The organism is Type-F symbiont of Plautia stali (assembly GCF_059731105.1).
Map to the genome: position 1 here is coordinate 884066 of NZ_AP035909.1, position 20897 is coordinate 904962.

Genomic DNA, 20897 nt, shown 5'->3' on the forward strand with positions numbered 1-20897 from the left:
GCGGTAAAACCGATAAGGTCATGGTCAGCGCAGATAAAACCCAGATATGAGGAGAAAAAGAGGATGAAAAGAGGCGTTATCGCGGCGGTGCTGGCTGCCGTTCCGCTGTTCGCGAGTGCCGCGGCCCCAACCTATCTGTTTGATTTTATCCAGAACAAACAGACCGGCCAGGCGTATCACAAGCTGATCGCCGGACACGCTTTTCCGGCATGGGTTAAGCAGGGCGGCACCAGTACCCCGGCCACGGAGGTCACCATTAAGGGGGTGAAGTATCAGGCGTTGTCGGGATGTAAGCCACACAACTGTCCGGCGCAGACGATTGCCATCCTCTACTCACCGGAGAAGGGCGATATTCATGGCGTCTACTCCGATTATGATGAGAAAAGCCGGCGTCAGACGCTGACCTGGCTGAACCTCGATCCCATTGATGAGGGTGGGATGCGCAATAGCCTGCTGAGCGAGCTGAATGGCGATCTGGCACCCTGAGTCACGCTGGCAGACAGAGCAGAAGAGTGGCATGCGGGACGCATCGCTGAGACGTTTCCCCGCATGCCGGCCCGCTGAAACGGGCAGCCGCACAATTTGAGATTAATTTCAATTGCGGCTTGCGCCACCTGGTTAAGTGTGGCTTAATGAATCGTCGGTTTGATTAACAGACACTATCAAAGTAAGTAACCAAAGCAGTTCTCATCTCTAAGTCTGTCGCGAGACATCCCTTCTTTTTGAGTCTTCTCTTACATTCTGATTAAAATCTGTTCTCAGGCCATTATGCCGGAAGGCTCGATATATTAAGGATTTAAGCATGTCTAACAAAATTCGCGGTACCGTTAAATGGTTTAACGCAGAGAAAGGCTTCGGTTTCATCTCTCCTCAGGACGGCAGCAAAGATGTATTCGTACACTTCTCTGCAATCCAGGGCACCGATTTCCGTTCATTAGACGAAGGTCAGCAAGTTGAATTCACAGTAGAAAATGGCGCTAAAGGCCCAGCTGCTGCGAACGTTGTTGGTCTCTAAGGACTGAACATTACTTTTAAATGTCCACACTGTCATGGCTCACAGTTTCGTACATCACATTTTGATGTCACAAGAGCCAATCCGCATGGAGCGAAATGCATTTTCTGCAAATCTGTTGTTGTTCAGGTGAACACGGCGAGGATTGCAAGTCAGAGCCAGCCTCGCGCACTCTGACAGGCTAGTGAGCCATATAGCGTTGTTGCATTTACAGTAATAAAAGGCTGCCTCTGGCAGCCTTTTTTGTTTCTGCTGTTGCCCGATTCGGAAACAGGCCCGCCGCAGCAGGCCGCTTCGGGCGTTAACGCAGTACCGGCTGCAGGGAGAGTTTACCGGTGTTAAACACGCTCATGGCCTGTGCCATCCGCTCTGCCTGATCCTGCAGCGCCTGTGACGCGGCTGAGGCTTCCTGTACCAGCGCGGCGTTCTGCTGGGTCACCGCTTCCATCTGGGTAATCGCCTGGTTGATTTCACTGATGCCGCTGCTCTGTTCGCTGCTGGCGATAGTGATTTCGCTCATGATGTTCGCCACGCTCTGCACGCTGTTCACCACCTCCCCGATAGTAGAACCCGCATGTGTGACCAGCTTGCTGCCCTCATCGACTTTCGCGACAGAATCCTCAATCAGCACTTTGATCTCTTTTGCCGCTGACGCTGAACGCTGCGCCAGATTGCGCACTTCCGTCGCAACCACCGCAAAACCGCGACCCTGCTCGCCCGCACGTGCCGCTTCAACCGCCGCGTTCAGAGAGAGAATGTTCGTCTGGAAAGCGATGGAGTCGATAACGCTGATGATATCGACAATTTTCCGTGAGGAGAGGGCGATCGCTTCCATTTTCTCAATCACCTGCTCCATCACCACGCCGCCTTCACGCGCCACGCTGGAGGTTGCCGACACCAGATGATTGGCTTCACGCGCATTATCGGCGTTGTGCTTCACCGTCGAGGTCATCTGCTCCATGGCCGACGCGGTCTCCTCCAGCGAGCTGGCCTGCTGTTCGGTACGGGTAGAGAGATCGAGGTTGCCGCTGGAGATCTGATTCGAGGCCACCGCGATCGTGTCGGAGCCGGTGCGCACTTCGGTCACAATAGAGAGCAGGTTGTCGTTCATTCGCTGCAGCGCCTGCATCAGAATGCCGGTCTCATCACGCGAGGTGACCTGCATCTGCGAACTCAGATCGCCTGCGGCAACACGTTCAGCCACGTCAACCGCCGCCACCAGCGGACGGACGATAGAGCGGGTCAGGAAGTAGCCCAGCACAATGGAAGCCAGAATCGCCAGGGCGGAGAAAATCAGCGTGACCGTAATAGCCGACTGGCCATTATCCATAATGCCCTGACCCTCACTGCGCAGCTGCGCGTCCTGGGAGTTGGCAAAATTGATGGCGTCCTGCAGGAATTTATTCTGTGTGGCGGTCATGGATTGCAGCACATAGGTGCTGGCAGCATCAAAATTACCCGCCTGTACCAGCGCCATCAGCTCGGCTTTCACCTTTTCGAAGGCCAGCGATGAAGCGAGAAGACCGGCGATCTTTTTCTTACCCACCGGCGTGACCTGAATGGCCTCGATCTTCTTCATGGCGTTGTTAGTGCGTTGTGTCGCCTCTTCCAGCTGACCAAAGCGTTTCGCATTCTTTTCCGGGTGCAGCGTGTCGATCACCATGCCGCGCAGATATTTAATCTGATCGTTAACACCGTCGCGTACATCAAAGGCCAGTCGGACCTTTACATAACGATCGTCAACGATCGAGGCGATCGCCGTATTAATACTGTTAATCCTCGTTATCGAGGTTACGCCGATGACGATCAGTAGCGTGACAATAATACCAAAGGCTGCAGCGAGCCGTATTCCCACCTTCATATTACTGATAATGAACATAATCTCTTCCCGTCTTAATATTAATCAATGAGTTATCAACAATCAGGTGCCTTGCCGTTGTGCGCAGTGCCTTGCTGATGCCCGAGGCCAGGACCGCAGACAAAAAGGGGGGCTCGCGCATACAGTTATCGGAGTACGCAGGTGTACCTTTAATATTTTTTAAGTAATAACGTTGCGTGAATAAATAACCGGGTCTAAGCATCAGAAAAAATGAACAATGATTGAGCGGCGAAATTAAGACAAAAAAAAGGGCTGTCAGCAGAAACGCTGACAGCCCGGTTTAAGCAATGGCTTAAACGTCAGAAAATCAAAAAGTAGAGGCCAGCCCAGAATGCGAGGCTCAGAGTAACGGCGGTAATCCATGCCAGCTGGCGTAAACGGCCACGCAGCAGCTTCTGGCGAGCAGGGGTAACGGGTAAGGTTTCAATGTGCATAGTCGGTTCCTTGTCAGGTGAGCCGTAAACGCGGGCGAATGTGCCCGCGTTCGCTTAGCGGGCCGCGTCGAGAACGTTGAAAATCACGTCTGACAGTTCGTTCAGCTCAAACTTCGCCACGTAGCCATCGGCACCGACTTTGCGCACGTGATCTTCGTTGGCGCTGCCGGAGAGGGAGGAGTGAATCACCACCGGCAGATACTTCAGAATCGGGTCACGCTTGATGTTGCGGGTCAGCGTAAAGCCATCCATTTCCGGCATCTCCAGATCGGTCAGCACCAGAGCGATTTTGTCATGGATCGACTCGCCTGCTGCCTGCGCGTCCTGGCTCATCTGCTTAATTTTTTCCCAGGCTTCCAGGCCAGTGTTATACATCAGCGCCGGGATGCCCATACTCTTCAGGCCCTGTTCCAGCAGCTGACGCGCCACTTTGGAATCCTCTGCCACAATCGCAACGGCGCCAGGGCGATAGTTGAACGTGCGTGGTCGGGCCGCTTCCGGCTCAACGCCGCGCACCGACGGAATGATGTCATACAGGATTTGCTCAACGTCCAGCACCATCGCCAGTTCGTTGCTCTGCTTGTCACTGTCCAGACAGGCGATACTGGTGATGTTGCGACCGCCGATACCCGCTTCCGCGGTGTGAACCTGGCTCCAGTCGAGACGCACGATGTTTTCAACGGACTCAACGGCAAACGCCTGAGTGTTGCGGGCATACTCGGTCACCAGGAGCAGGTTAAGGCCGGTTTCCGGCACACAACCGGCCACGGCAGGCAGGTCGATGACCGGAATGAACTGACCCCGAATACTCGCCATCCCCAGCAGCGGCGATCGCATGCCAGCGGCTTTGGTGATGGCCGGCATCGGCACAATTTCACGCAGCTTGAAGACGTTAATGCCAAACAGCTCGGACTTGCCTTTCAGCTGATCGGAACCTAAGCGAAAAAGCAGCAGCTCAAACTTGTTCGATAACGCGAGGTTCGCTCTTTCATCAATCTCTTTTTGAAAATTATCCATGGTTGCCTCTGCGTTAACGCAGCTGGTGAAATAGGGTGTGTAAAGGTTATCGGCAGCAAACGGAAAAAGGTGAGAAGAGAAGGGTGAAATAAAACGATCGCCAATTAATGTGCCAGGCTTAACCCTGAAGGTTCAACATGGACACCTTTCCAATAAAGGAGTGTGAAATGAAAAAAGTGATTTTAGCGTCATTGCTGGTGATGGTGAGCGCGGGCGTTGCAGCGGAAGAGGGTGGATACAAAGCGGGCGAAACGCCACCGCCACAGCACAAGCAGGATGCGGGCTATAAAGGCTCTGAAGATACCGGTCAGACGCATATCGATCAGATCCGCGACTTCCGTCAGGGCGGTTACGTGACGCTGGAAGGCTACATCGTGAAGAAAGAGCAGGGTGAACGTTATCAGTTCCGCGACAACACCGGAACGTTACCGATTATCGCGCCGAAGAAAACCTTTGATGGTAAGACCTACACTGCGGAAGACAAAGTGCGGGTCAGCGGCAAGGTGCAGGGGAAAGGGGATAAGACCACGCTGCACGTGACCCAAATCGAAGAGCCGTAATAAAAACGGGCGAGGTTCTCCTCGCCCGTTTTTTCAATCCTTCAGCAGAATTGCCCGGCAGGTTTTGCCTTTGATTTTGCCCTGCTTGAGTTTCACCAGCGCGCCTTTTGCCTGACTGGCTTCAATTGCCACATAGGCATGGGTCGGCGTCAGCACAATCTTCCCAATCTGCTCCGCGCGATACCCCGCCTCACCGGTCAGTGCCCCCAGAATGTCGCCCGGACGAATCTTGGCTTTACGACCGCCATCAATGCAGAGCGTCATCATGGCCGCAGGCAGCGGTTTGCTGCTGCCTTTTTTCAGCGTGCTGGCCGCGATCCACGGCAGTTTCTGCTGCAGGAAATCTTCCAGCGCATGGGCGCGAGCCATCTCATCGGGTGCCACCAGGCTGACCGCAACGCCATGCTCACCGGCGCGTGCCGTGCGCCCGATGCGATGCAGGTGGACTTCAGGGTCCCAGGCGAGCTGATAGTTGACGACCATCGCCAGTGATTTGATGTCGAGTCCGCGTGCGGCGACGTCGGTGGCGACCAGGACGCGGCCGCTGCCGTTAGCGAAGCGGATCAGGACGCGTTCGCGGTCGCGCTGTTCGAGATCGCCATGCAGCGGCAGGGCGCTGATGTCGCGTGCGTTGAGCGCCGCGGCAACATCGTCGCATTCACGTTTGGTGTTACAGAAGACCACACAGGAAGCGGGCTGATGATCGCTGAGCAGGGCAATCAGTAAGCCCAGTTTTTCATTGTGGCTCGCTTCAAAGAACTGCTGGTCAATAGCGGGCAGTTCGCTGACATCTTCCGTCACCACGCTGAGCGCGTCGCGCTGGAAGCGGGTGCTGATAGCCGTGATGCCGTCAGGCCAGGTCGCGGAGAAGAGCAGGGTCTGGCGTGACGCGGGGGTGGCTTCAATGATCGTTTCCATATCATTCAGGAAGCCCATCTCCAGCATCCGATCTGCTTCATCAAGCACCAGCGTGTTGAGCTGGTCGAGCTTGAGGTTTTCACGATGGATGTGATCGAGGATACGGCCTGGCGTGCCGACCACGATATGCGGCGGATGCACCAGGGAGTCGCGCTGTGCGCTCATCGGCTGTCCGCCACACAGGGTGAGGACTTTGATGTTACGGGTGAAGCGTGCCAGCTGGCGCAGCACGTTGCCTACCTGATCCGCCAGTTCACGGGTCGGACAGAGGATCAGGGCCTGAGTCTGAAAGCGGGTGCTGTCGATGTGATGCAGTAAGCCGATACCAAACGCAGCCGTTTTACCGCTGCCGGTTTTTGCCTGCGCGCGCACGTCGCGTCCCTGCAGAATGGCGGGCAGCGTGGCGGCCTGGACCGGCGTCATGCTGGTGTAGCCCATCTCGCGCAGGTTATCGAGCTGGCTGTCGGGAAGCGAATTGAGGGTAGAAAAAGCGGTCACGGGCGCGGCCTCTGAGGCTGAAAGTGTAGGGCATGATTGCGGGGCAAGTCTGGCAGAAAGCACGCCAGACGGCAACGGGAACCTCGATGGTTAGCTGGGTGAATCTATCTCTGCCGTATCGCTTAGGAATAGACTGAAGTTTGCCTGAAAATGGTGGTTTTTTTTAATTAATTGGCCGGTGCCGAAGGCGACTAATCAAAAAAGGGTATTTCATGAGGCCAGTCATAGGTTTATAAGCTGCCGTTTTTAAAAATTTATTTCATTGTTAATCAGATAAATCCTTTGTCATGACTCCAGTAATAGAATTAATCATTAAAAAATATCACTCCTGGTGCCGATAAAAATCCTGAGCTAATTGCTTTATATTTAGCGCGCCATATTCCTGGTACAACGACCGGTAGAGGGTATTTGCATTGAGTAATAGCATCCAGGGACCACATGAAAATGTGCTTAAAATAGTAGGCCGCGCCGTACTGACACTTCACGTTCATGGAGAGAGCTTATCTGCGGATAAGATCGCTTCGATGATCGGGTGTTATGCGGAAGATGAGCCCTGTGATCAGGAAGATCGTCGCTTATACGCGCTGGCAATGGAATTAATGTCGAATCAACAATGGGCCAAAAGCGCGTAACACGCACTCCGCTCAGGTAAATGCAGAGCCTCCCCTGTGGAGGCTCTGTCGTTTCTGGGAGGCGTATGTCCGGCAGTCGTTTCCCTGAGCAGGCGCGATCCATTTCGAGATACCACTCAGCTTCCTGTCAGAGCAGGCTTCAGGGAGCATACGCCCTCCGCAAAGACGCAAAACCGCCATCCCTGGCAGGCTCAGCGCGGGCCATCCCTGGCCCGCTATGCTTTGCTACAGGCGTATGCTCCCTTCGCTTTACGTCCGGCAGACGCATCAGTTACTGACATTGACGGTAAGATCACAGGCAGGATGATTGTGGCTGCAATGATGAAGTATAAGGCGCAGGGAACAGGGTCAGAAGAGGAAAGCGTCCCGCGCCAGGGACGGCGCGGGCCGAGCGGCCATGGATGGCCTGAGCGACTTTCCGATCTGACCCTGTTCCCTGAGCAGGCTCGCTCTCTCCGCTATGACTAAGCAGGCTCGATCTCTCCGCTATGACTAAGCAGGCTCAGCGCGAGGCATCCGCCCTGCGATTTTAGGCCGATGACAGCGCAAACACGGGTTTACCGCGCGAGAAGGTCGCGACTACCGGTGAAATCCGTGCCACGGCTTCAGCGGAGCAGCTGGCGGCTACCAGCATCATGCTCGCCTCATCGCCCGGTTGCGGCCACTGTCTCTCACCCTGAGCCGAAAGCGGGAGCCGATCGTCTGTGGCAATCCCCAGCGCCCGCGACAGCGAAAACTCATCCGATCCGCGATAGAGCTGGGCATAGAGATTCGCTTTTTCCAGCATGCTGCCGGTGCCAAAGGGTGACCAGTGATCGATAACGCTGTCGGTGCCGGTCATGACTTTTACGCCCGCCGCCTGCAGCTGCGGAATCGGCATAGTCAGTTTGCCGAGGGGAAGCGTTGAGGCCACGCTGAACTGCTGCTCTGCCAGCCCTTCAATCATTGTGTTCAGGGCGCTCCCCTCCAGCGTCGCCAGCGCAAAACCGTGGCTCAGCGTCACATTGCCTTTCAGCGCCGGGTTACTGGCGACGGTATCGATCATGTACTGGATCGCGGCCACGCCAGCCGGGGAGGTTTCATGCAGATGGATGTCAACGCCGCGCTGATAATCGAGTGCAATCCGGAACATCGCATCCAGTGACTTCTCCATCGCGCCATCCACGCTGGTGGGGTCCAGCCCGCCCACCTTTGCGACGCCGTGCTGCATCGCCTCGCGCATCAGGCCATCGACCTGCGAGTGCAGCAGGCCGTGCTGTGGAAACGCCACGATCTCGCAGTGAAAGTCGGGGTGCCGCGCCAGCGCCGCCTGCAGATGTTCCAGACTCTGCAGGCCGCTGACCGGATCGATATTGCAGTGGCTGCGGGCGCGGGTGGTGCCTTTGGCGTTCAGCAGGGCGATTAACGCTTCGGCGCGCGCCTGTGAGTGCGGCAGCAGTTGCGGAATCAGCACCTGCTCGCGGGCAATCATATCCATGATGGTTTTGCCCTGACGGGGACGGGGCGCCTGCCACGGGCCGCCATAAAAGGTCTTATCAAGGTGGATGTGCATATCCCGGGTGGCGGGCAGCAGTAGTGCATCCTGCGCATCCCATGACGGCAGAGTCGTATCACCCTGACCGGCGGGCGTCAGTCGATCAATGCTGCCGTCGCGCACGCTGATATCGTAACGGCCGGTGCGCGTGGCGACGATCTCATCCTCCTCGCGAATAAATCCCTCCTCCAGCCGCACATTGCGCAGCAGATAGCGATCCTGCTGAGGCAGCGGGGCGGGGGTGTCAGGGTGGGAGACGGAGGGGGCGGAGGTCGTCGCGGCACTGGCCGGGCCGAGACCCGCAGCGAGCAGGCCGCCTGCGGCGGTCCAGCGGACACCGTTTCCGAGAAAGTTACGGCGGCTCGATGAAGAGGAAACAGGCATAAAAACTCCAGTCAGGGGAACAGACCATTAATCTGACAAAGGCGGGCTTACCCTGCTGCGCTATTTCTCACTGGTGACTATTCGATATTTCACTGCCAGCGCAGCTGACCGAACGCCGCCAGTGATTCCGCCAGCGCGCGCTGCAACGGATCCTGTGGATGACGGCAGAACAGCGCCAGTTCAAAAGTATCAATCACCGGCAGCCCCTGCTCACGGCCCAGCACCCGATGTCCGGGCAGGCGACAGCTGGCGGGCAGCAACGTCAGCCCCAGCCCCTGCGCACTGGCAGCGGCCAGCGCCACCAGACTGGCGCTGCTGTAACTGATGCGCCAGCTTCGGCCCAGCGCATCGAGCGTCTGACACACCTCATCGCGATAAAGCCCCTGCTGGGGAAAAAGCACCAGCGGCACCGGCGTCTGTTCGAAGCAGGGCCACTCTGCGCTGTCGAGCCACAGCAGCGGTTCCGGCCGCGATGCCAGCGGACGATCGCCATAGGGCTGCTTAATCAGCATGATATCCAGCTCTTCACGCTGCCAAGCGCGCCTCAGCTCCACCTGCATGCCGCTCATCACATCCAGCCGCAGCTGAGGGTGGGCGCGACTGAAGTGCGCCAGCAGACCGGCGGTGGGGGCGGCAAAATCTTCCGGCACTCCCAGCCGCAGCACGCCGTCGCGCCACTGATCGCTCAGGACATCGTGGGCTTCTCCGTTCAGCGCAATAATCCGTCGCGCATAACCTAAAAGTTTCTCGCCCTCTTCGGTGATCTGCACCTGATGCGAGGAGCGAACCAGCAGCGCCTTTCCCACCATCTCCTCAAGGCGCCGCACCTGCTGGCTGACGGTGGACTGCGACAGGTGCACCCGGTCGGCCGCCCGGGTAAAGCTGGTGGTTTCGCACACGGCCACAAAACTGAGCAACTGCTGCGGGGTAAACATCGGCTGACGATTCATTTTTTCACTACCTGGCAGAGTAAAATTTCATTTCCCAATAGTATCGGCTGCTGTCAGGCTGACAACTTTTAAACGTATGGATTGCCGATGAAGAGAGATAACGTTCTGCTGCTGGCGGCACTGGTACTGGCCGGGCTGAATATGCGGCCGCTGATGACCTCCGTCAGCCCGCTGCTCGGCCAGTTACGCCAGAGCATTGGCCTGTCACCGCTGGCGGCGTCGCTGCTGCCAGCGCTGCCGATGATGATGATGGGCGCGATTGCCCTCGTCAGTGCGCCACTGATGCAGCGCTTTTCCGTGCGCAAACTGCTGCTGGGCGGGCTGCTGCTGTTGCTGCTGGCCCTGGCGAGCCGGCTGTTTGTGACGGAGGGGCGAGGACTGGTGCTGACGACCCTGCCGGGCGGTGCGGGCATCGGCATCGTGCAGATGGCGATGCCGGGAGTGATCCGCCAGCGCTTTGGCCAGCGCAGTGCCGGGGTCACCGGCCTGTGGGCCGCGGCGCTGATGGGCGGCGGCGGCATCGGTGCGGCAATCTCGCCGTGGCTGACCGGGCAGCTTGGCTGGCAGGGCGCGCTGAGCAGCTGGGCGCTGCCGGTGGTGCTGGCTATGCTGCTCTGGCTGTTTATCGCTAGCAGACCGGTCGCCCGCCAGGAGAGGGCAGCGCTGCCTTCCCTCTGGCGTAAACCGCGCGCCTGGACACTGGCGCTGAGTTTCGGCCTGGTGAACGGCGGTTACGCCATCTGTGTCGCCTGGCTGCCCGACTTCTATCATCAGCTCGGCTGGCCTGCGCAGGCGGGCGGCTCACTGCTCGGCATGATGATCGGCTGTCAGGTGACCGGGGCGCTGCTGCTGCCTCTGATGGCGCGGGGGCGCGATCGCCGTCCGCTGCTGCTGCTGACGCTGGCGATGCAGCTCAGCGGCATGCTTGGCTTCCTGTTTGCCCCGCAGCTGGCTCCCTGGCTCTGGGCGGGGATCGCGGGCGCAGGACTGGGCGGGGCGTTTCCGCTGGCGCTGGTACTGGCCCTGGATCATCTGGCGCAGCCGCAGGCGGGTGCGCGGCTGGTCGCCTTTATGCAGGGCGTCGGCTTTATTATCGCGGGCAGTATGCCGTTTATCGCCGGGCAGTTGCACACGCTTACCGGCCACTTCAGCAGCGTGTGGGTTCTGCAGGCGGCGGTTACGCTGCTGCTGATTGCGCTGAATCTGCGTTTCCATCCGCGCAGTTATCCGCACGCCTTTCCCGAAGAAAACCCCTGATTTTGGTCAGACCAATCGGCGCAATATTTTTCCCTGGTTCACACAACCAGAAAAATCGCGCAACTTTTGTTGCCACAAGTTAACAATGCATTAACTATCTCCAGCCATAAGGCCCCGAAAGCCGGATGTGGTCTGACCAATCCGGCGGGCTGAGGGAATGCAGCACAGCGACTGTGTTCCACCTCATCTTTCCTCTGGAGATAACGGCATGCAGATCTGGCAACAAAACTACGATCCGCTGGGCAACATCTGGCTTTCGAGCCTGGTCGCACTGATACCGATCCTGTTTTTCTTCTTTGCACTGATTAAACTTAAGATGAAGGGCTATCTGGCGGCCACCCTGACTGTGGTGCTGGCGCTGCTGGTGGCTCTGTTCCTCTATCAGATGCCGGTGGCACAGGCGCTGGCCGCCGTGGTGTATGGTTTTCTCTACGGCCTGTGGCCGATAGCCTGGATCATTGTTGCCGCCGTTTTCGTCTACAAAATTTCGGTTAAAACCGGCCAGTTCGATATTATCCGCGCCTCTATCCTGTCGATTACGCCCGATCAGCGCCTGCAGATGCTGATTGTCGGCTTCTCGTTCGGCGCCTTTCTGGAAGGGGCGGCGGGCTTTGGTGCACCCGTCGCGATTACCGCCGCGCTGCTGGTGGGGCTGGGCTTCAACCCGCTCTATGCCGCCGGACTCTGCCTGATCGTGAATACCGCGCCGGTCGCCTTTGGCGCGATGGGAATTCCGATTATCGTGGCGGGGCAGGTCACCGGGCTGGATAGCTTCGCCATCGGCCAGATGGCCGGACGTCAATTGCCGCTGCTGACCCTGATTGTGCTGTTCTGGATTATGGCGATTATGGATGGCTGGCGTGGGGTAAAAGAGACCTGGCCGGCAGTCATGGTGGCGGGCGGTTCCTTTGCTGTCGCCCAGTTTCTCAGCTCCAACTTTCTGGGGCCGGAGCTGCCTGACATTATCTCGTCGCTCGCCTCGCTGATCTCTCTGACGCTGTTCCTGCGGGTCTGGAAGCCGGTGCGCATCTTCCGCTTTGCTGATGCCGGGGCGAAGCAGGATGACGCCCTGACGCCGCCGCAGACGTACCGGCTGGGCCAGATCGTTCGCGCCTGGATGCCGTTCCTGTTTCTCACCGCCACCGTAACGCTCTGGAGTATTCCGCCGTTTAAGGCGCTGTTCACCCAGGGCGGCGCGCTCTATGAGTGGGTGCTGAACATACCGGTTCCGCTACTGAATGGGCTGGTGGCGCGGGTGCCGCCGGTGGTCAGCAGCGCCACGCCTTATCCGGCCCTCTATAAGCTCGATCTGATCTCCGCCACCGGCACCGCGATTCTGATCGCGGCGATTGCGGCGATGATCTTCCTGCGCATGAAACCCAGGGCCGGATTGCAGACCTTTGCCGCCACGCTGAAGGAGCTGGCGCTGCCCATCTACTCTATCGGGATGGTGCTTGCCTTTGCCTTTATCTCCAACTACTCCGGCCTCTCCGCCACGCTGGCGCTGGCCCTCGCGCACACCGGTCACGCGTTTACCTTCTTCTCGCCATTTCTGGGCTGGCTGGGCGTCTTCCTGACCGGCTCTGACACCTCATCCAATGCGCTCTTCGCCGCCCTGCAGGCCACCACCGCGCAGCAGATTGGCGTCTCCGATGTCCTGCTGGTGGCGGCCAACACCACCGGCGGCGTGACCGGCAAGATGATCTCACCGCAGTCGATCGCCATCGCCTGTGCGGCGGTCGGGCTGGTGGGCAGAGAGTCCGACCTGTTCCGCTTTACCGTGAAACACAGCCTGATTTTTACCTGTATGGTCGGTCTCATTACCACGCTTCAGGCCTACGTTTTCCCCTGGATGATCCCATGACAAACCCGGCAGACCCGCTGGTGACGCGCCTGCGGGCGTACATCACCGACCATCAACTTGAGCCAGGCATGCGCCTGCCCGCCGAGCGACAGCTGTCGGCTGAACTCGGTGTTTCACGCTCCTCGCTGCGTGAGGCGATTCAGCAGCTGATCAGCAGCGGGATGCTGATCAGCCGGCGCGGCGGCGGAACCTGGCTCCGGCAGCAGCTGGCGCCCTGGTCGGAACAGCGCATCGTGGAGCCGATTCGCCAGCTGCTGCATGACGATCCCGACTACCGCTATGACATTCTGGAGGCGCGTCACGCCATTGAAGCCAGCACTGCCTGGCATGCGGCACTGCGCGCCACCGACGCCGACAGAGAGCGGCTGCAATACGCCTTTGATGCCACGCTGAAGCTGAAGGAGAGTGACGATCCCGATCTCGCCGCCCAGGCCGATGTGCGTTTCCATCTGGCGATTGCCGAGGCGTCGCACAACCTGGTGCTGCTGCAGACCATGCGGGGCTTTTTTGAACTGCTGCAATCCTCGGTCATGCAGAGTCGTCAGCGGATGTATACCCAGCCTGCGATTTTTGCCCGCCTCACGGAACAGCATCAGGCGCTGCTCGACGCCATTCTCGCGGGCGACGCCGACGCCGCCCGCCAGGCGGCGATGCAGCACCTGGGGTTTGTTCACACCACCATGAAAAGCCTGCATGAAGATGAAGCGCGTCAGGCGCGCATCACCCGCTTACCGGATAACGACACACGCAACCCTAAGGAATCTGACTGATGATTATCTCAGCTGCCAGTGACTATCGCGCCGCCGCGCAACGTATCCTGCCGCCGTTCCTGTTCCACTATCTTGACGGCGGGGCCTATGCCGAACATACCCTGCGTCGCAATGTGGAGGATTTGTCGGACGTGGCGCTGCGCCAGCGTATTCTGAAGAACATGTCAGAACTGAGCCTGGAAACGACCCTGTTTAAGGAAACCCTGTCGATGCCGGTTGCGCTGGCGCCGGTAGGACTGTGTGGCATGTATGCCCGTCGGGGAGAGGTGCAGGCGGCGCGCGCGGCCGCCCTGAAAGGGATTCCGTTTACCCTCTCCACGGTTTCGGTCTGCCCGATTGAAGAGGTGGCACCGGCGATTAACCGCCCGATGTGGTTCCAGCTCTATGTGTTGCGCGACCGCGGCTTTATGCGCAACGCCCTGGAGCGCGCCAAAGCCGCGGGCTGCTCGACTCTGGTCTTCACCGTCGATATGCCGACGCCGGGTGCCCGCTATCGCGATGCGCACTCCGGCATGAGCGGCCAGCACGCCGCGCTGCGGCGCTACTGGCAGGCGGTCACGCATCCGCAGTGGGCGCTGGATGTCGGCCTGCAGGGACGTCCACACGATCTGGGCAATATCTCTGCCTATCTCGGCAAGCCGACCGGACTGGAAGATTACATCGGCTGGCTGGCGAACAACTTCGATCCCTCTATCTCCTGGCGCGATCTGGAGTGGATCCGTGAGTTCTGGGACGGGCCCATGGTGATCAAAGGGATTCTGGACCCGGAAGATGCGCGCGATGCGGTGCGCTTCGGGGCCGACGGGATTGTGGTGTCTAACCACGGCGGCCGTCAGCTGGATGGTGTGCTGTCGTCTGCGCGGGCGTTACCGGCGATTGCCGATGCCGTCAAAGGGGACCTCGCCATTCTGGCAGACAGCGGTATCCGCAACGGGCTGGATGTGGTGCGCATGATTGCGCTGGGCGCAGACAGCGTGCTGCTGGGACGCGCCTTTATCTATGCGCTGGCGACCCACGGTCAGCGCGGCGTGGAAAACCTGCTGAACCTGATTGAGAAGGAGATGCGCGTTGCCATGACCCTGACCGGCGCGAAGTCCATCGCGGATATCACGCGCGATTCGCTGGTGCAGGCCGGGGCGCTGCTGGAACCGCAGAGCGCCTCACCCCGTCCGCGCGCGGTGAGTTAAGCCTGCGAAAATGAATGCATTGTCTATACTTAGCTTCTTTACCCACAGGAGGAATGAGATGACCATTCATAAGAAAGGTTCGGCGCATTGGGAAGGCGATATCAAAGGCAAAGGCACCGTCAGCACTGAGAGCGGCGTGCTGAGCCAGCAGCCTTATGGTTTTAACACCCGTTTTGAAGGCGGCAAAGGTACCAACCCGGAAGAGCTGATTGGTGCAGCGCACGCGGCCTGTTTCTCCATGGCCCTGTCGCTGATGCTGGGCAATGCGGGCCACAAGCCGGAAAGCATTGATACCACGGCCGATGTGTCGCTGGACAAGAAAGGCGACGGCTTTGCCATCACCAAAGTGGCGCTGACCAGCACCGTCTCTCTGCCAGGCATTGATAAGTCAGCGTTTGATGAAATCATCAACAACGCTAAGGCGGGCTGCCCGGTTTCTCAGTTACTGAATGCGGAAATCACACTGGATTACACGCTGAATAACTGATGCCGGTAATGGGTCGCCCTCTGGCGGCCCTGGCGCGACGCTATGCACAACCGGTCCTGCTGTTGACCGAAACAGATGCGCCTTGAGGCGCATCTTTGCTTTCTGACAGAGAGGAAACCGCGATGATGAGAGTCCGGGCGGCCAGAAAACAGTGGAAGAGGGTGCTGGTGCTGTTATGCATCTGTGGTGCCCTGCTGCTGATACGCTGGGCTGCGATGATTTGGGCCTGAACCGATGAAGGGAACAGGTCGTCACACGCTGGGCATCTTACTGATGGTGATTATCGTGCTGGAGGCGATTTACTTCCTGCTGACAGCCTCATGGCTGCCGTGGCGGTAGATTTCGCTCAGACAAAGGCATCTTCGCGCCGTCTGACCCGCACGTCGCTGCGCGCAATGCGATGAGCCTTACGCGGATCGCCCACCACAAACTCAAAGGTAGGCGTGTAGTAAAACGGCAGCCAGCCGCCATAACTGCTCTCCCACTCCCAGCGGACAGGGCAGGGCCACAGAATGCCATCATACAAAAGATAGTAAACCCAGCGTCCGGCAGGACGACGGGGACGTGATGTTTTCATGGGATTCACAACGATAATGGTGAACAACAGCTTATATTTTGTACGCTAAATCGCCAGCTTGCAATGTTGCCGCGCGGCTTTATTGCGACTGGCCCTGAATCAGCGATGAACTTCACCGCAAAGCAGGACCACGTTCGGTCTGACTTTGTGAATACGGTGCGCCATCGTTTCACAGTCGGCTTTGGTCGGATAGATACGCTCCGAGACGGGTAGCGCCTCACAGGCATCATATCCACATGCGCTCACTAACAACACAAATCCTATCAACATCGCTCTTCTCCTTTACACGGTCTGCTGGTCCGGACTGTGACGTTTTTTTCCCTTTTTATCCACCAGTATAGACAAACGTGCCGGGGCAGCATTGTCAGTGTGAGCGGTGGCCCGCGACACGGCCGGAAAACGGTGCGTCAGCAGAGAGGCGATGAGGCGTCAGCCCGCGAAATACCAGGCGGGCAGCAGCGCAATCAGATTGTTCAGGGTGTGCAGAAAGATAGGCAGGGCAAGACTGTTACTCCGCAGCCGGGCGTAGCAGAGCAGCAGCGAAAAGAGCGTCAGGGCGATCAGGGTCTGCCAGTGAACATACTGCGTGTGCATCACCGCAAACAGCAGTGAGGTCAGCAGCATACAGGCGAAGCGGCTGCGCGGCGCCCACAGCAGAAAGCCCTGCAACAGGAATCCGCGGAACAGCACCTCTTCAAACACCGGGGCCAGCAGCACGGCGGTGAGCAGCAGAATCAGCAGCGAATTGCGTCCCTGCTGGGCCTGCATCACCAGCCAGCCTTCCGGCTGCATAAACTGCATCTGGGCCGCCATCAGGACAAACAGCGCGCCGGTAAAGAGCAGGGTCTGCAGCATGCCGAGTTCACCCAGCGGCAGATCGGCGCGGCGCTGGCAGTAGAAGCGATACAGCGGGTAGATGACCGCAAATTCAAACAGGCAGAGCACCGGCACCAGCAGTCCGTCATTGCGCAGCACGCTGTAGTTGGGAAACAGCGTGATCAGCATGGTAACCAGGTAATAAACCACAAAGCTGCCGACGTAGAACAGCGTCAGGGTCACTCTGTCGGAATTGGTGTTCATAGGCGACTCTGCCAGCGAAGGTTAGCGCATAGTAGCAATGCGCCTGATCGCTGTCGAGTCAGCCCTTGAGACAATATTGCATGCTTATTTTTGCCGCAGACTAAACACCGGAGCAGGCGGGCCGATAACTGAGGAAACTATCTGGTCAGCCCCCCGTATTACGGGGCTGGCCCGTGACTAAAACCTGGTTGTGTAGTGAGCACTTTCAATGAATTTTAACCCCCCGGCACCGCCCTCACCGCCATTCAGACAGGCTGCTGAAGACCGCACTGTGCGCTTTACGCGCCGCAGTCTGCGTACGCTTTCGCTGCTGCTGTTTGGCGTGCTGCTGCTCTCAATGGTGATGGTGCTGACCATCGCCCAGCGGCAGAACAGCACATCGGCTGAGCACGATCTGCTGCTGGTGCAGCAGGCATGGAAGAGTCGTCAGGAGGCGATGGCCACTGATATCCGGGATTATGCCTTCTGGGGAGAAGCGTGGCGTAATCTTCACGTCAGCGTGAACAAAGCCTGGGCGTATGACGAAGAGAACTTTGGTCCGGGTCTTTATGAAGAGTATCACTATGAAGGCGTGTTCGTGGTGGATGGCAAAGGTCACACCACCTACACGGTGATTGATGGTCAGCTGACGGACACGCCGCTGGAGGCGTGGCTGGGTCAGCAGACGCCCGGCCTGATTGCGGCCGCGCGTCAGCTGAACAACAGGGCCATGACGCAGGATGCAGAGATCAATCATCTGCCCGCCATCGTGGTGGCCGCCCCTATCAGCAGCGGAAGAGTGGATAACACGCCGTCAAAGGCGGGGCCGCCATCCGTGATGGTGTTTGTGAATCTGTTTACCCCCGCCAAACTTCAGGCGCTGGGTGCCTCGCTGGATGTGCGCGAGCTGCGTCTGCCCGACAGTGAAGAGGATGCGCTGCGCGAGCCGCGCATGGTGCAGCCGTTGCCCCACGGCGAACCGATTGTCCTGCGCTGGACACCGAAGATGCCGGGAATGGGCCTGATCCTGTTTCTGCTGCCCCTGCTGACGCTGATGGCGATTATCATTGGTCTGATCACCCGCCGCGTCAGCCGCCATGCGCTTTCGAATGCGATCCTCTCAGACCGGCGCTTCGCCATGCTGGCGATCAGCCAGCAGGAGCTGGCAAGCAGCGAAGCGCGGTTTCGCGATCTCGCTGAGGCGGCGTCAGACTGGATCTGGGAGACGGATGAGAAGGGCCGCCTGATCTACCTGTCCGCGCGCTTTGAAAATGTCACCGGCCACGACATGTCACACTGGCTGGGGCGACACATCGATCAGCTGCTGACCCATCCCAGCCATTCGCTGGTCGCCTGGCTGCTGCGCCAGGAGGAGGAGGGGCAGCAGATGCCGTTGCGCTGCCAGTTTATGTCGGCGCAGGGCAACCGCCGTATCGGCCAGCTGGTGGCGAAAACGATCTGGCATGACACGCGCCGTATCGGATTCCGCGGCACGGTTTCAGACATCACGCAGAGTATGGAAGCGGAGGCGCGTATCCAGTTCCTGTCGCGTCATGACGTCTTAACCGGCCTGTCGAACCGCGTGCAGCTGCAGGAGTTTCTGACCCAGCATCTTGAGCAGCCGGAAGGGATCGTGCCGCTGACGCTGATTACGCTCGACCTCGATCAGTTCAGGCCGATCAACGAAACCTGGGGCCATGCGACGGGCGATGAGGTGCTGAGCCAGATCGCGCAGCGTCTGAAGCGCGCCACGGGGCCTCAGGAGCTGGTGGCACGACTGGGCGGGGATGAGTTTGTGCTGGTCCTGCGTGAAACGAACCGCGAGCGGGTCGATCAGCGCTGTGCTCAGCTGGTGCATGAGGTTCAGCAGCCGATCAGCACCGGCCAGCATGTCCACTATCTGACGGTCAGCATGGGCATTGCCTGCGTCCCGCAGGATGCCAGTCACCCGGAAACGCTGCTGCGTATGGCCGATATCGCGCTCACCGAAGCGCGTGAAGCAGGGCGCAATCAGTGGGTCTGGTATGCCAGCGAGATGGCCAGCCAGCGCGAGGATAAGCGTGAAATGGCACGCCGCATTGAGAAAGCGCTGAGGAACAATGAATTTCGCCTGCACTATCAGCCCCGCTATCAGCTGCTGAGCGGCCAGCTGGCGGGAGCCGAGGCGTTGCTTCGCTGGCAGGTTGCGCCGGATCAGTGGATGACACCCGATCACTTTATTCCGCTGGCGGAAGAGAGCGGACTGATTGCCACCATCAGTGACTGGGTGCTGATGCGCGCCTGTGAAGATGCGCTGGGGTGGGGAGGCGACCGCTACGTCTCGGTGAATATCTCGCCGATGGAGTTTCGCACCAGCGACCTGGTGCAGCGGGTGGCGGATGCGCTGGCCCGAAGCGGCCTGCCGGCAACGCGCCTGGAGCTGGAGATCACAGAGAATGTCACCTTTGAACATCCGCAGCGTGCGCTGGAGATGATGCAGGGCTTACGGGCGCTGGGGGTCAGGTTAACCGTGGATGATTTCGGCACCGGTTATGCCGCGCTGGGTTACCTGAAAACCTACCCCTTTAACGGCCTCAAGATCGATCGCTCATGGATGAAAGATTTTCCGGAGTCGGAGCAGGCACAGTCAGTGGTAGCGGGCATTATTGCGCTGGCACGCGCGTTTGCGCTGACCATTACGGCAGAGGGGATTGAGACAGAAGCGCAGCTGAACCAGTTAAAACAGCTCTCGTGCGAAGAGGGGCAAGGCTACTTCCTCGGTCGTCCGATGCCGCTGGCTGCGTTCAGTACGCTTCTGGAAAGAACGGCGCAGAATCAGGCTGGGTCCGCTTAACGGACTTTGACCGCCACGACGGTCATCAGCATGGCGCAGACAACAAAAATAATCAGTTCCATTATGGACTCCCGGAGCTAAGAATAATCTTAGTTAATTGTAGCCACCGGGCGTTTCTTTTTTAAGCAGTGCGTGCGATTAATCCTAAATTGTGATCGCCACCGCTTACAGTTTTCGGCGGCTGTAACAACTTTACTTTTTTAGAGTTCAGCCTGGCCGGCACGCTTTGCTACTCTTGGGGACAGGGTTTTACACGTCCAACAGGAGATCAAACGTGAAATTTTATGGAAAAGCGCTGCTGGTAGCGGGTCTGTTTGCCTTAACCGCCTGTCAATCCGCCTCCCACTCTGACACGGCCAGCGTGAAGCCGGATCCTGAGAATGATCGCTGTGGTGCCTCACAGTTTCAGCACTATGTCGGCAAACCGTTAACCGCACTGCAGGGACAGCATTTCGATCAGCTGGTGCGTCCTATCCCTTATAACTCTGCCGTCACCATGGACTTTAACCTCAACCGGCTTAACTTCCTGGCGGATAAAAACGGCAACATCAGCTCTGTTTATTGCGGCTGACGGCCTGGGTGTCACAGCCTTGTCATAACGGCGGGCGAGAATGGTGCTGCATTTCGATGCGCTTCTCATCACGCGATTGACAATGCTCGTCTTGTTTATTCCCGCCCCGGCGGGAATTTTTTTAGCGCCTGCGGGCGGTAACAGGAGCGAACATGAAACGGATGAAAGGCGCGCTACTCTCTGTAGCCTTACTCAGCAGTGCAGCGGCGCAGGCCTCCAGTGCCGAAGCCTGGCAACAGAGCCGTCAGGTGATGACCCAGGCCTGCATTAACGCCAGTCACCTGAGCAAAGTCAGGGTGCTGGGCGAGCCGATTGAGTATGACGACAGCACAGGATACAGCGCTCTGTTGCTGGAGGGGCGCTATCCTCAGCGTCAGATGAACAATAAGCGTGGACGGGAGCTCTGCCTGTTTCAGCGCAGCAGCGGGCGGGCCAGCATCAGCGAAGCGGATAAGCTGCGCTGGGTGAAATAAG

At 58.4% G+C, this 20897-nt stretch carries 22 protein-coding genes; 13 read left to right on the forward strand and 9 right to left on the reverse strand.

Features of this window, described 5'->3' with window-relative positions; all coding sequences use genetic code 11:
- Nucleotides 1-63: 63 nt before the first annotated feature.
- The 3 genes from AC6I7A_RS04000 to ymcF all read left to right on the forward strand — a co-directional run bounded on the left by AC6I7A_RS04000 (nt 64) and on the right by ymcF (nt 1189).
- Nucleotides 64-486: an Ivy family c-type lysozyme inhibitor gene (locus AC6I7A_RS04000; protein WP_052722459.1), complete on the forward strand. Its 423-nt coding sequence runs from the start codon at nt 64-66 to the stop codon at nt 484-486.
- Between the two features lie 316 nt (nt 487-802).
- Nucleotides 803-1015 carry a transcription antiterminator/RNA stability regulator CspE gene (gene cspE / locus AC6I7A_RS04005; RefSeq protein ID WP_009091867.1) on the forward strand — a complete coding sequence of 71 codons (213 nt, stop codon included), beginning with the start codon at nt 803-805 and terminating at the stop codon, nt 1013-1015.
- A gap of 3 nt (nt 1016-1018) precedes the next feature.
- Nucleotides 1019-1189, forward strand: coding sequence for a cold shock small protein YmcF (ymcF, locus tag AC6I7A_RS04010; RefSeq protein ID WP_153009165.1), 171 nt, complete (start codon nt 1019-1021; stop codon nt 1187-1189).
- 124 nt (nt 1190-1313) lie between these two features.
- Here ymcF and AC6I7A_RS04015 read toward each other — a convergent pair whose 3' ends face one another.
- From AC6I7A_RS04015 to AC6I7A_RS04025, 3 genes are all read right to left on the reverse strand, one after another.
- Nucleotides 1314-2891, reverse strand: a complete 1578-nt coding sequence (locus tag AC6I7A_RS04015) for a methyl-accepting chemotaxis protein (protein WP_046101315.1) — start codon at nt 2889-2891, stop codon at nt 1314-1316.
- A 299-nt stretch (nt 2892-3190) separates the two neighbouring features.
- Nucleotides 3191-3325: a hypothetical protein gene (locus AC6I7A_RS04020; RefSeq protein ID WP_255348909.1), complete on the reverse strand. Its 135-nt coding sequence runs from the start codon at nt 3323-3325 to the stop codon at nt 3191-3193.
- A gap of 54 nt (nt 3326-3379) precedes the next feature.
- Nucleotides 3380-4342: a chemotaxis protein gene (locus AC6I7A_RS04025; RefSeq protein WP_009091860.1), complete on the reverse strand. Its 963-nt coding sequence runs from the start codon at nt 4340-4342 to the stop codon at nt 3380-3382.
- 167 nt (nt 4343-4509) lie between these two features.
- Here AC6I7A_RS04025 and AC6I7A_RS04030 point away from each other — a divergent pair, with 167 nt between their 5' ends.
- A complete protein-coding gene (locus AC6I7A_RS04030) occupies nt 4510-4902 on the forward strand; it encodes a YgiW/YdeI family stress tolerance OB fold protein (protein ID WP_009091859.1) in 393 nt (130 codons plus the stop codon).
- Between the two features lie 33 nt (nt 4903-4935).
- Here AC6I7A_RS04030 and dbpA read toward each other — a convergent pair whose 3' ends face one another.
- The 3 genes from dbpA to AC6I7A_RS04045 form a co-directional block, all read right to left on the reverse strand.
- A complete protein-coding gene (gene dbpA, locus AC6I7A_RS04035; protein ID WP_046101317.1) occupies nt 4936-6318 on the reverse strand; it encodes an ATP-dependent RNA helicase DbpA in 1383 nt (460 codons plus the stop codon).
- Nucleotides 6319-7479: 1161 nt separating this feature from the next.
- Nucleotides 7480-8868, reverse strand: a complete 1389-nt coding sequence (locus AC6I7A_RS04040) for an amidohydrolase (RefSeq protein ID WP_058956388.1) — start codon at nt 8866-8868, stop codon at nt 7480-7482.
- A gap of 89 nt (nt 8869-8957) precedes the next feature.
- A complete protein-coding gene (locus AC6I7A_RS04045) occupies nt 8958-9818 on the reverse strand; it encodes a LysR family transcriptional regulator (RefSeq protein WP_009091854.1) in 861 nt (286 codons plus the stop codon).
- Between the two features lie 87 nt (nt 9819-9905).
- Between AC6I7A_RS04045 and AC6I7A_RS04050 the strand changes: the two genes are divergently transcribed.
- The 6 genes from AC6I7A_RS04050 (at nt 9906) to yniD (ending at nt 15613) form a co-directional block, all read left to right on the forward strand.
- Nucleotides 9906-11075 carry a cyanate transporter gene (locus tag AC6I7A_RS04050; RefSeq protein WP_058956387.1) on the forward strand — a complete coding sequence of 390 codons (1170 nt, stop codon included), beginning with the start codon at nt 9906-9908 and terminating at the stop codon, nt 11073-11075.
- A 208-nt stretch (nt 11076-11283) separates the two neighbouring features.
- Nucleotides 11284-12939 (forward strand): L-lactate permease, encoded by a 1656-nt coding sequence (lldP, locus tag AC6I7A_RS04055; RefSeq protein ID WP_058956386.1) that lies wholly within the window; start codon nt 11284-11286, stop codon nt 12937-12939.
- Nucleotides 12936-13709: a transcriptional regulator LldR gene (gene lldR, locus AC6I7A_RS04060; RefSeq protein ID WP_009091846.1), complete on the forward strand. Its 774-nt coding sequence runs from the start codon at nt 12936-12938 to the stop codon at nt 13707-13709. Before lldP ends, lldR begins: the two co-directional genes overlap by 4 nt.
- Complete coding sequence (gene lldD / locus AC6I7A_RS04065) at nt 13709-14896, forward strand: FMN-dependent L-lactate dehydrogenase LldD (RefSeq protein WP_058956385.1); 1188 nt, start codon at nt 13709-13711, stop codon at nt 14894-14896. The genes lldR and lldD overlap by 1 nt, the downstream gene beginning before the upstream one ends.
- A gap of 58 nt (nt 14897-14954) precedes the next feature.
- On the forward strand, nt 14955-15383 hold the full coding sequence (locus AC6I7A_RS04070) for an OsmC family protein (RefSeq protein ID WP_046101325.1): 429 nt from the start codon (nt 14955-14957) through the stop codon (nt 15381-15383).
- Nucleotides 15384-15505: 122 nt separating this feature from the next.
- Nucleotides 15506-15613: a small membrane protein YniD gene (gene yniD / locus AC6I7A_RS04075; RefSeq protein WP_230200810.1), complete on the forward strand. Its 108-nt coding sequence runs from the start codon at nt 15506-15508 to the stop codon at nt 15611-15613.
- A 116-nt stretch (nt 15614-15729) separates the two neighbouring features.
- Here the strand turns inward: yniD and AC6I7A_RS04080 are convergent, their stop codons facing one another.
- The 3 genes from AC6I7A_RS04080 to AC6I7A_RS04090 all read right to left on the reverse strand — a co-directional run bounded on the left by AC6I7A_RS04080 (nt 15730) and on the right by AC6I7A_RS04090 (nt 17040).
- Nucleotides 15730-15960 (reverse strand): hypothetical protein, encoded by a 231-nt coding sequence (locus tag AC6I7A_RS04080; protein WP_046102016.1) that lies wholly within the window; start codon nt 15958-15960, stop codon nt 15730-15732.
- A gap of 99 nt (nt 15961-16059) precedes the next feature.
- Nucleotides 16060-16230 carry a hypothetical protein gene (locus AC6I7A_RS04085; RefSeq protein WP_009091837.1) on the reverse strand — a complete coding sequence of 57 codons (171 nt, stop codon included), beginning with the start codon at nt 16228-16230 and terminating at the stop codon, nt 16060-16062.
- A 159-nt stretch (nt 16231-16389) separates the two neighbouring features.
- The gene (locus AC6I7A_RS04090; RefSeq protein ID WP_009091835.1) at nt 16390-17040 is read right to left on the reverse strand and encodes a CPBP family intramembrane glutamic endopeptidase; all 651 of its coding nucleotides are present in this window, start codon (nt 17038-17040) and stop codon (nt 16390-16392) included.
- 208 nt (nt 17041-17248) lie between these two features.
- On the opposite strand from AC6I7A_RS04090, the gene AC6I7A_RS04095 reads away from it, so the two are divergent.
- The 3 genes from AC6I7A_RS04095 (at nt 17249) to AC6I7A_RS04105 (ending at nt 20896) form a co-directional block, all read left to right on the forward strand.
- A complete protein-coding gene (locus tag AC6I7A_RS04095; RefSeq protein ID WP_009091833.1) occupies nt 17249-19852 on the forward strand; it encodes a bifunctional diguanylate cyclase/phosphodiesterase in 2604 nt (867 codons plus the stop codon).
- 274 nt (nt 19853-20126) lie between these two features.
- Complete coding sequence (locus tag AC6I7A_RS04100) at nt 20127-20423, forward strand: I78 family peptidase inhibitor (RefSeq protein WP_058956384.1); 297 nt, start codon at nt 20127-20129, stop codon at nt 20421-20423.
- A 152-nt stretch (nt 20424-20575) separates the two neighbouring features.
- A complete protein-coding gene (locus AC6I7A_RS04105; RefSeq protein ID WP_046101327.1) occupies nt 20576-20896 on the forward strand; it encodes a hypothetical protein in 321 nt (106 codons plus the stop codon).
- The last annotated feature ends 1 nt before the right edge of the window (nt 20897 follow it).

What these genes read in the sequence shown, in the direction of transcription:
- AC6I7A_RS04000 (WP_052722459.1), top strand. Translation starts at nt 64, where the DNA reads ATGAAAAGAGGCGTTATCGCGGCGGTGCTGGCTGCCGTTCCGCTGTTC.
- cspE (WP_009091867.1), top strand. Translation starts at nt 803, where the DNA reads ATGTCTAACAAAATTCGCGGTACCGTTAAATGGTTTAACGCAGAGAAA.
- AC6I7A_RS04015 (WP_046101315.1), bottom strand. Translation starts at nt 2,891, where the DNA reads ATGTTCATTATCAGTAATATGAAGGTGGGAATACGGCTCGCTGCAGCC.
- AC6I7A_RS04020 (WP_255348909.1), bottom strand. Translation starts at nt 3,325, where the DNA reads ATGCACATTGAAACCTTACCCGTTACCCCTGCTCGCCAGAAGCTGCTG.
- AC6I7A_RS04025 (WP_009091860.1), bottom strand. Translation starts at nt 4,342, where the DNA reads ATGGATAATTTTCAAAAAGAGATTGATGAAAGAGCGAACCTCGCGTTA.
- AC6I7A_RS04030 (WP_009091859.1), top strand. Translation starts at nt 4,510, where the DNA reads ATGAAAAAAGTGATTTTAGCGTCATTGCTGGTGATGGTGAGCGCGGGC.
- AC6I7A_RS04040 (WP_058956388.1), bottom strand. Translation starts at nt 8,868, where the DNA reads ATGCCTGTTTCCTCTTCATCGAGCCGCCGTAACTTTCTCGGAAACGGT.
- AC6I7A_RS04045 (WP_009091854.1), bottom strand. Translation starts at nt 9,818, where the DNA reads ATGAATCGTCAGCCGATGTTTACCCCGCAGCAGTTGCTCAGTTTTGTG.
- AC6I7A_RS04050 (WP_058956387.1), top strand. Translation starts at nt 9,906, where the DNA reads ATGAAGAGAGATAACGTTCTGCTGCTGGCGGCACTGGTACTGGCCGGG.
- lldP (WP_058956386.1), top strand. Translation starts at nt 11,284, where the DNA reads ATGCAGATCTGGCAACAAAACTACGATCCGCTGGGCAACATCTGGCTT.
- lldR (WP_009091846.1), top strand. Translation starts at nt 12,936, where the DNA reads ATGACAAACCCGGCAGACCCGCTGGTGACGCGCCTGCGGGCGTACATC.
- lldD (WP_058956385.1), top strand. Translation starts at nt 13,709, where the DNA reads ATGATTATCTCAGCTGCCAGTGACTATCGCGCCGCCGCGCAACGTATC.
- AC6I7A_RS04070 (WP_046101325.1), top strand. Translation starts at nt 14,955, where the DNA reads ATGACCATTCATAAGAAAGGTTCGGCGCATTGGGAAGGCGATATCAAA.
- yniD (WP_230200810.1), top strand. Translation starts at nt 15,506, where the DNA reads ATGATGAGAGTCCGGGCGGCCAGAAAACAGTGGAAGAGGGTGCTGGTG.
- AC6I7A_RS04080 (WP_046102016.1), bottom strand. Translation starts at nt 15,960, where the DNA reads ATGAAAACATCACGTCCCCGTCGTCCTGCCGGACGCTGGGTTTACTAT.
- AC6I7A_RS04085 (WP_009091837.1), bottom strand. Translation starts at nt 16,230, where the DNA reads ATGTTGATAGGATTTGTGTTGTTAGTGAGCGCATGTGGATATGATGCC.
- AC6I7A_RS04090 (WP_009091835.1), bottom strand. Translation starts at nt 17,040, where the DNA reads ATGAACACCAATTCCGACAGAGTGACCCTGACGCTGTTCTACGTCGGC.
- AC6I7A_RS04095 (WP_009091833.1), top strand. Translation starts at nt 17,249, where the DNA reads ATGAATTTTAACCCCCCGGCACCGCCCTCACCGCCATTCAGACAGGCT.
- AC6I7A_RS04105 (WP_046101327.1), top strand. Translation starts at nt 20,576, where the DNA reads ATGAAACGGATGAAAGGCGCGCTACTCTCTGTAGCCTTACTCAGCAGT.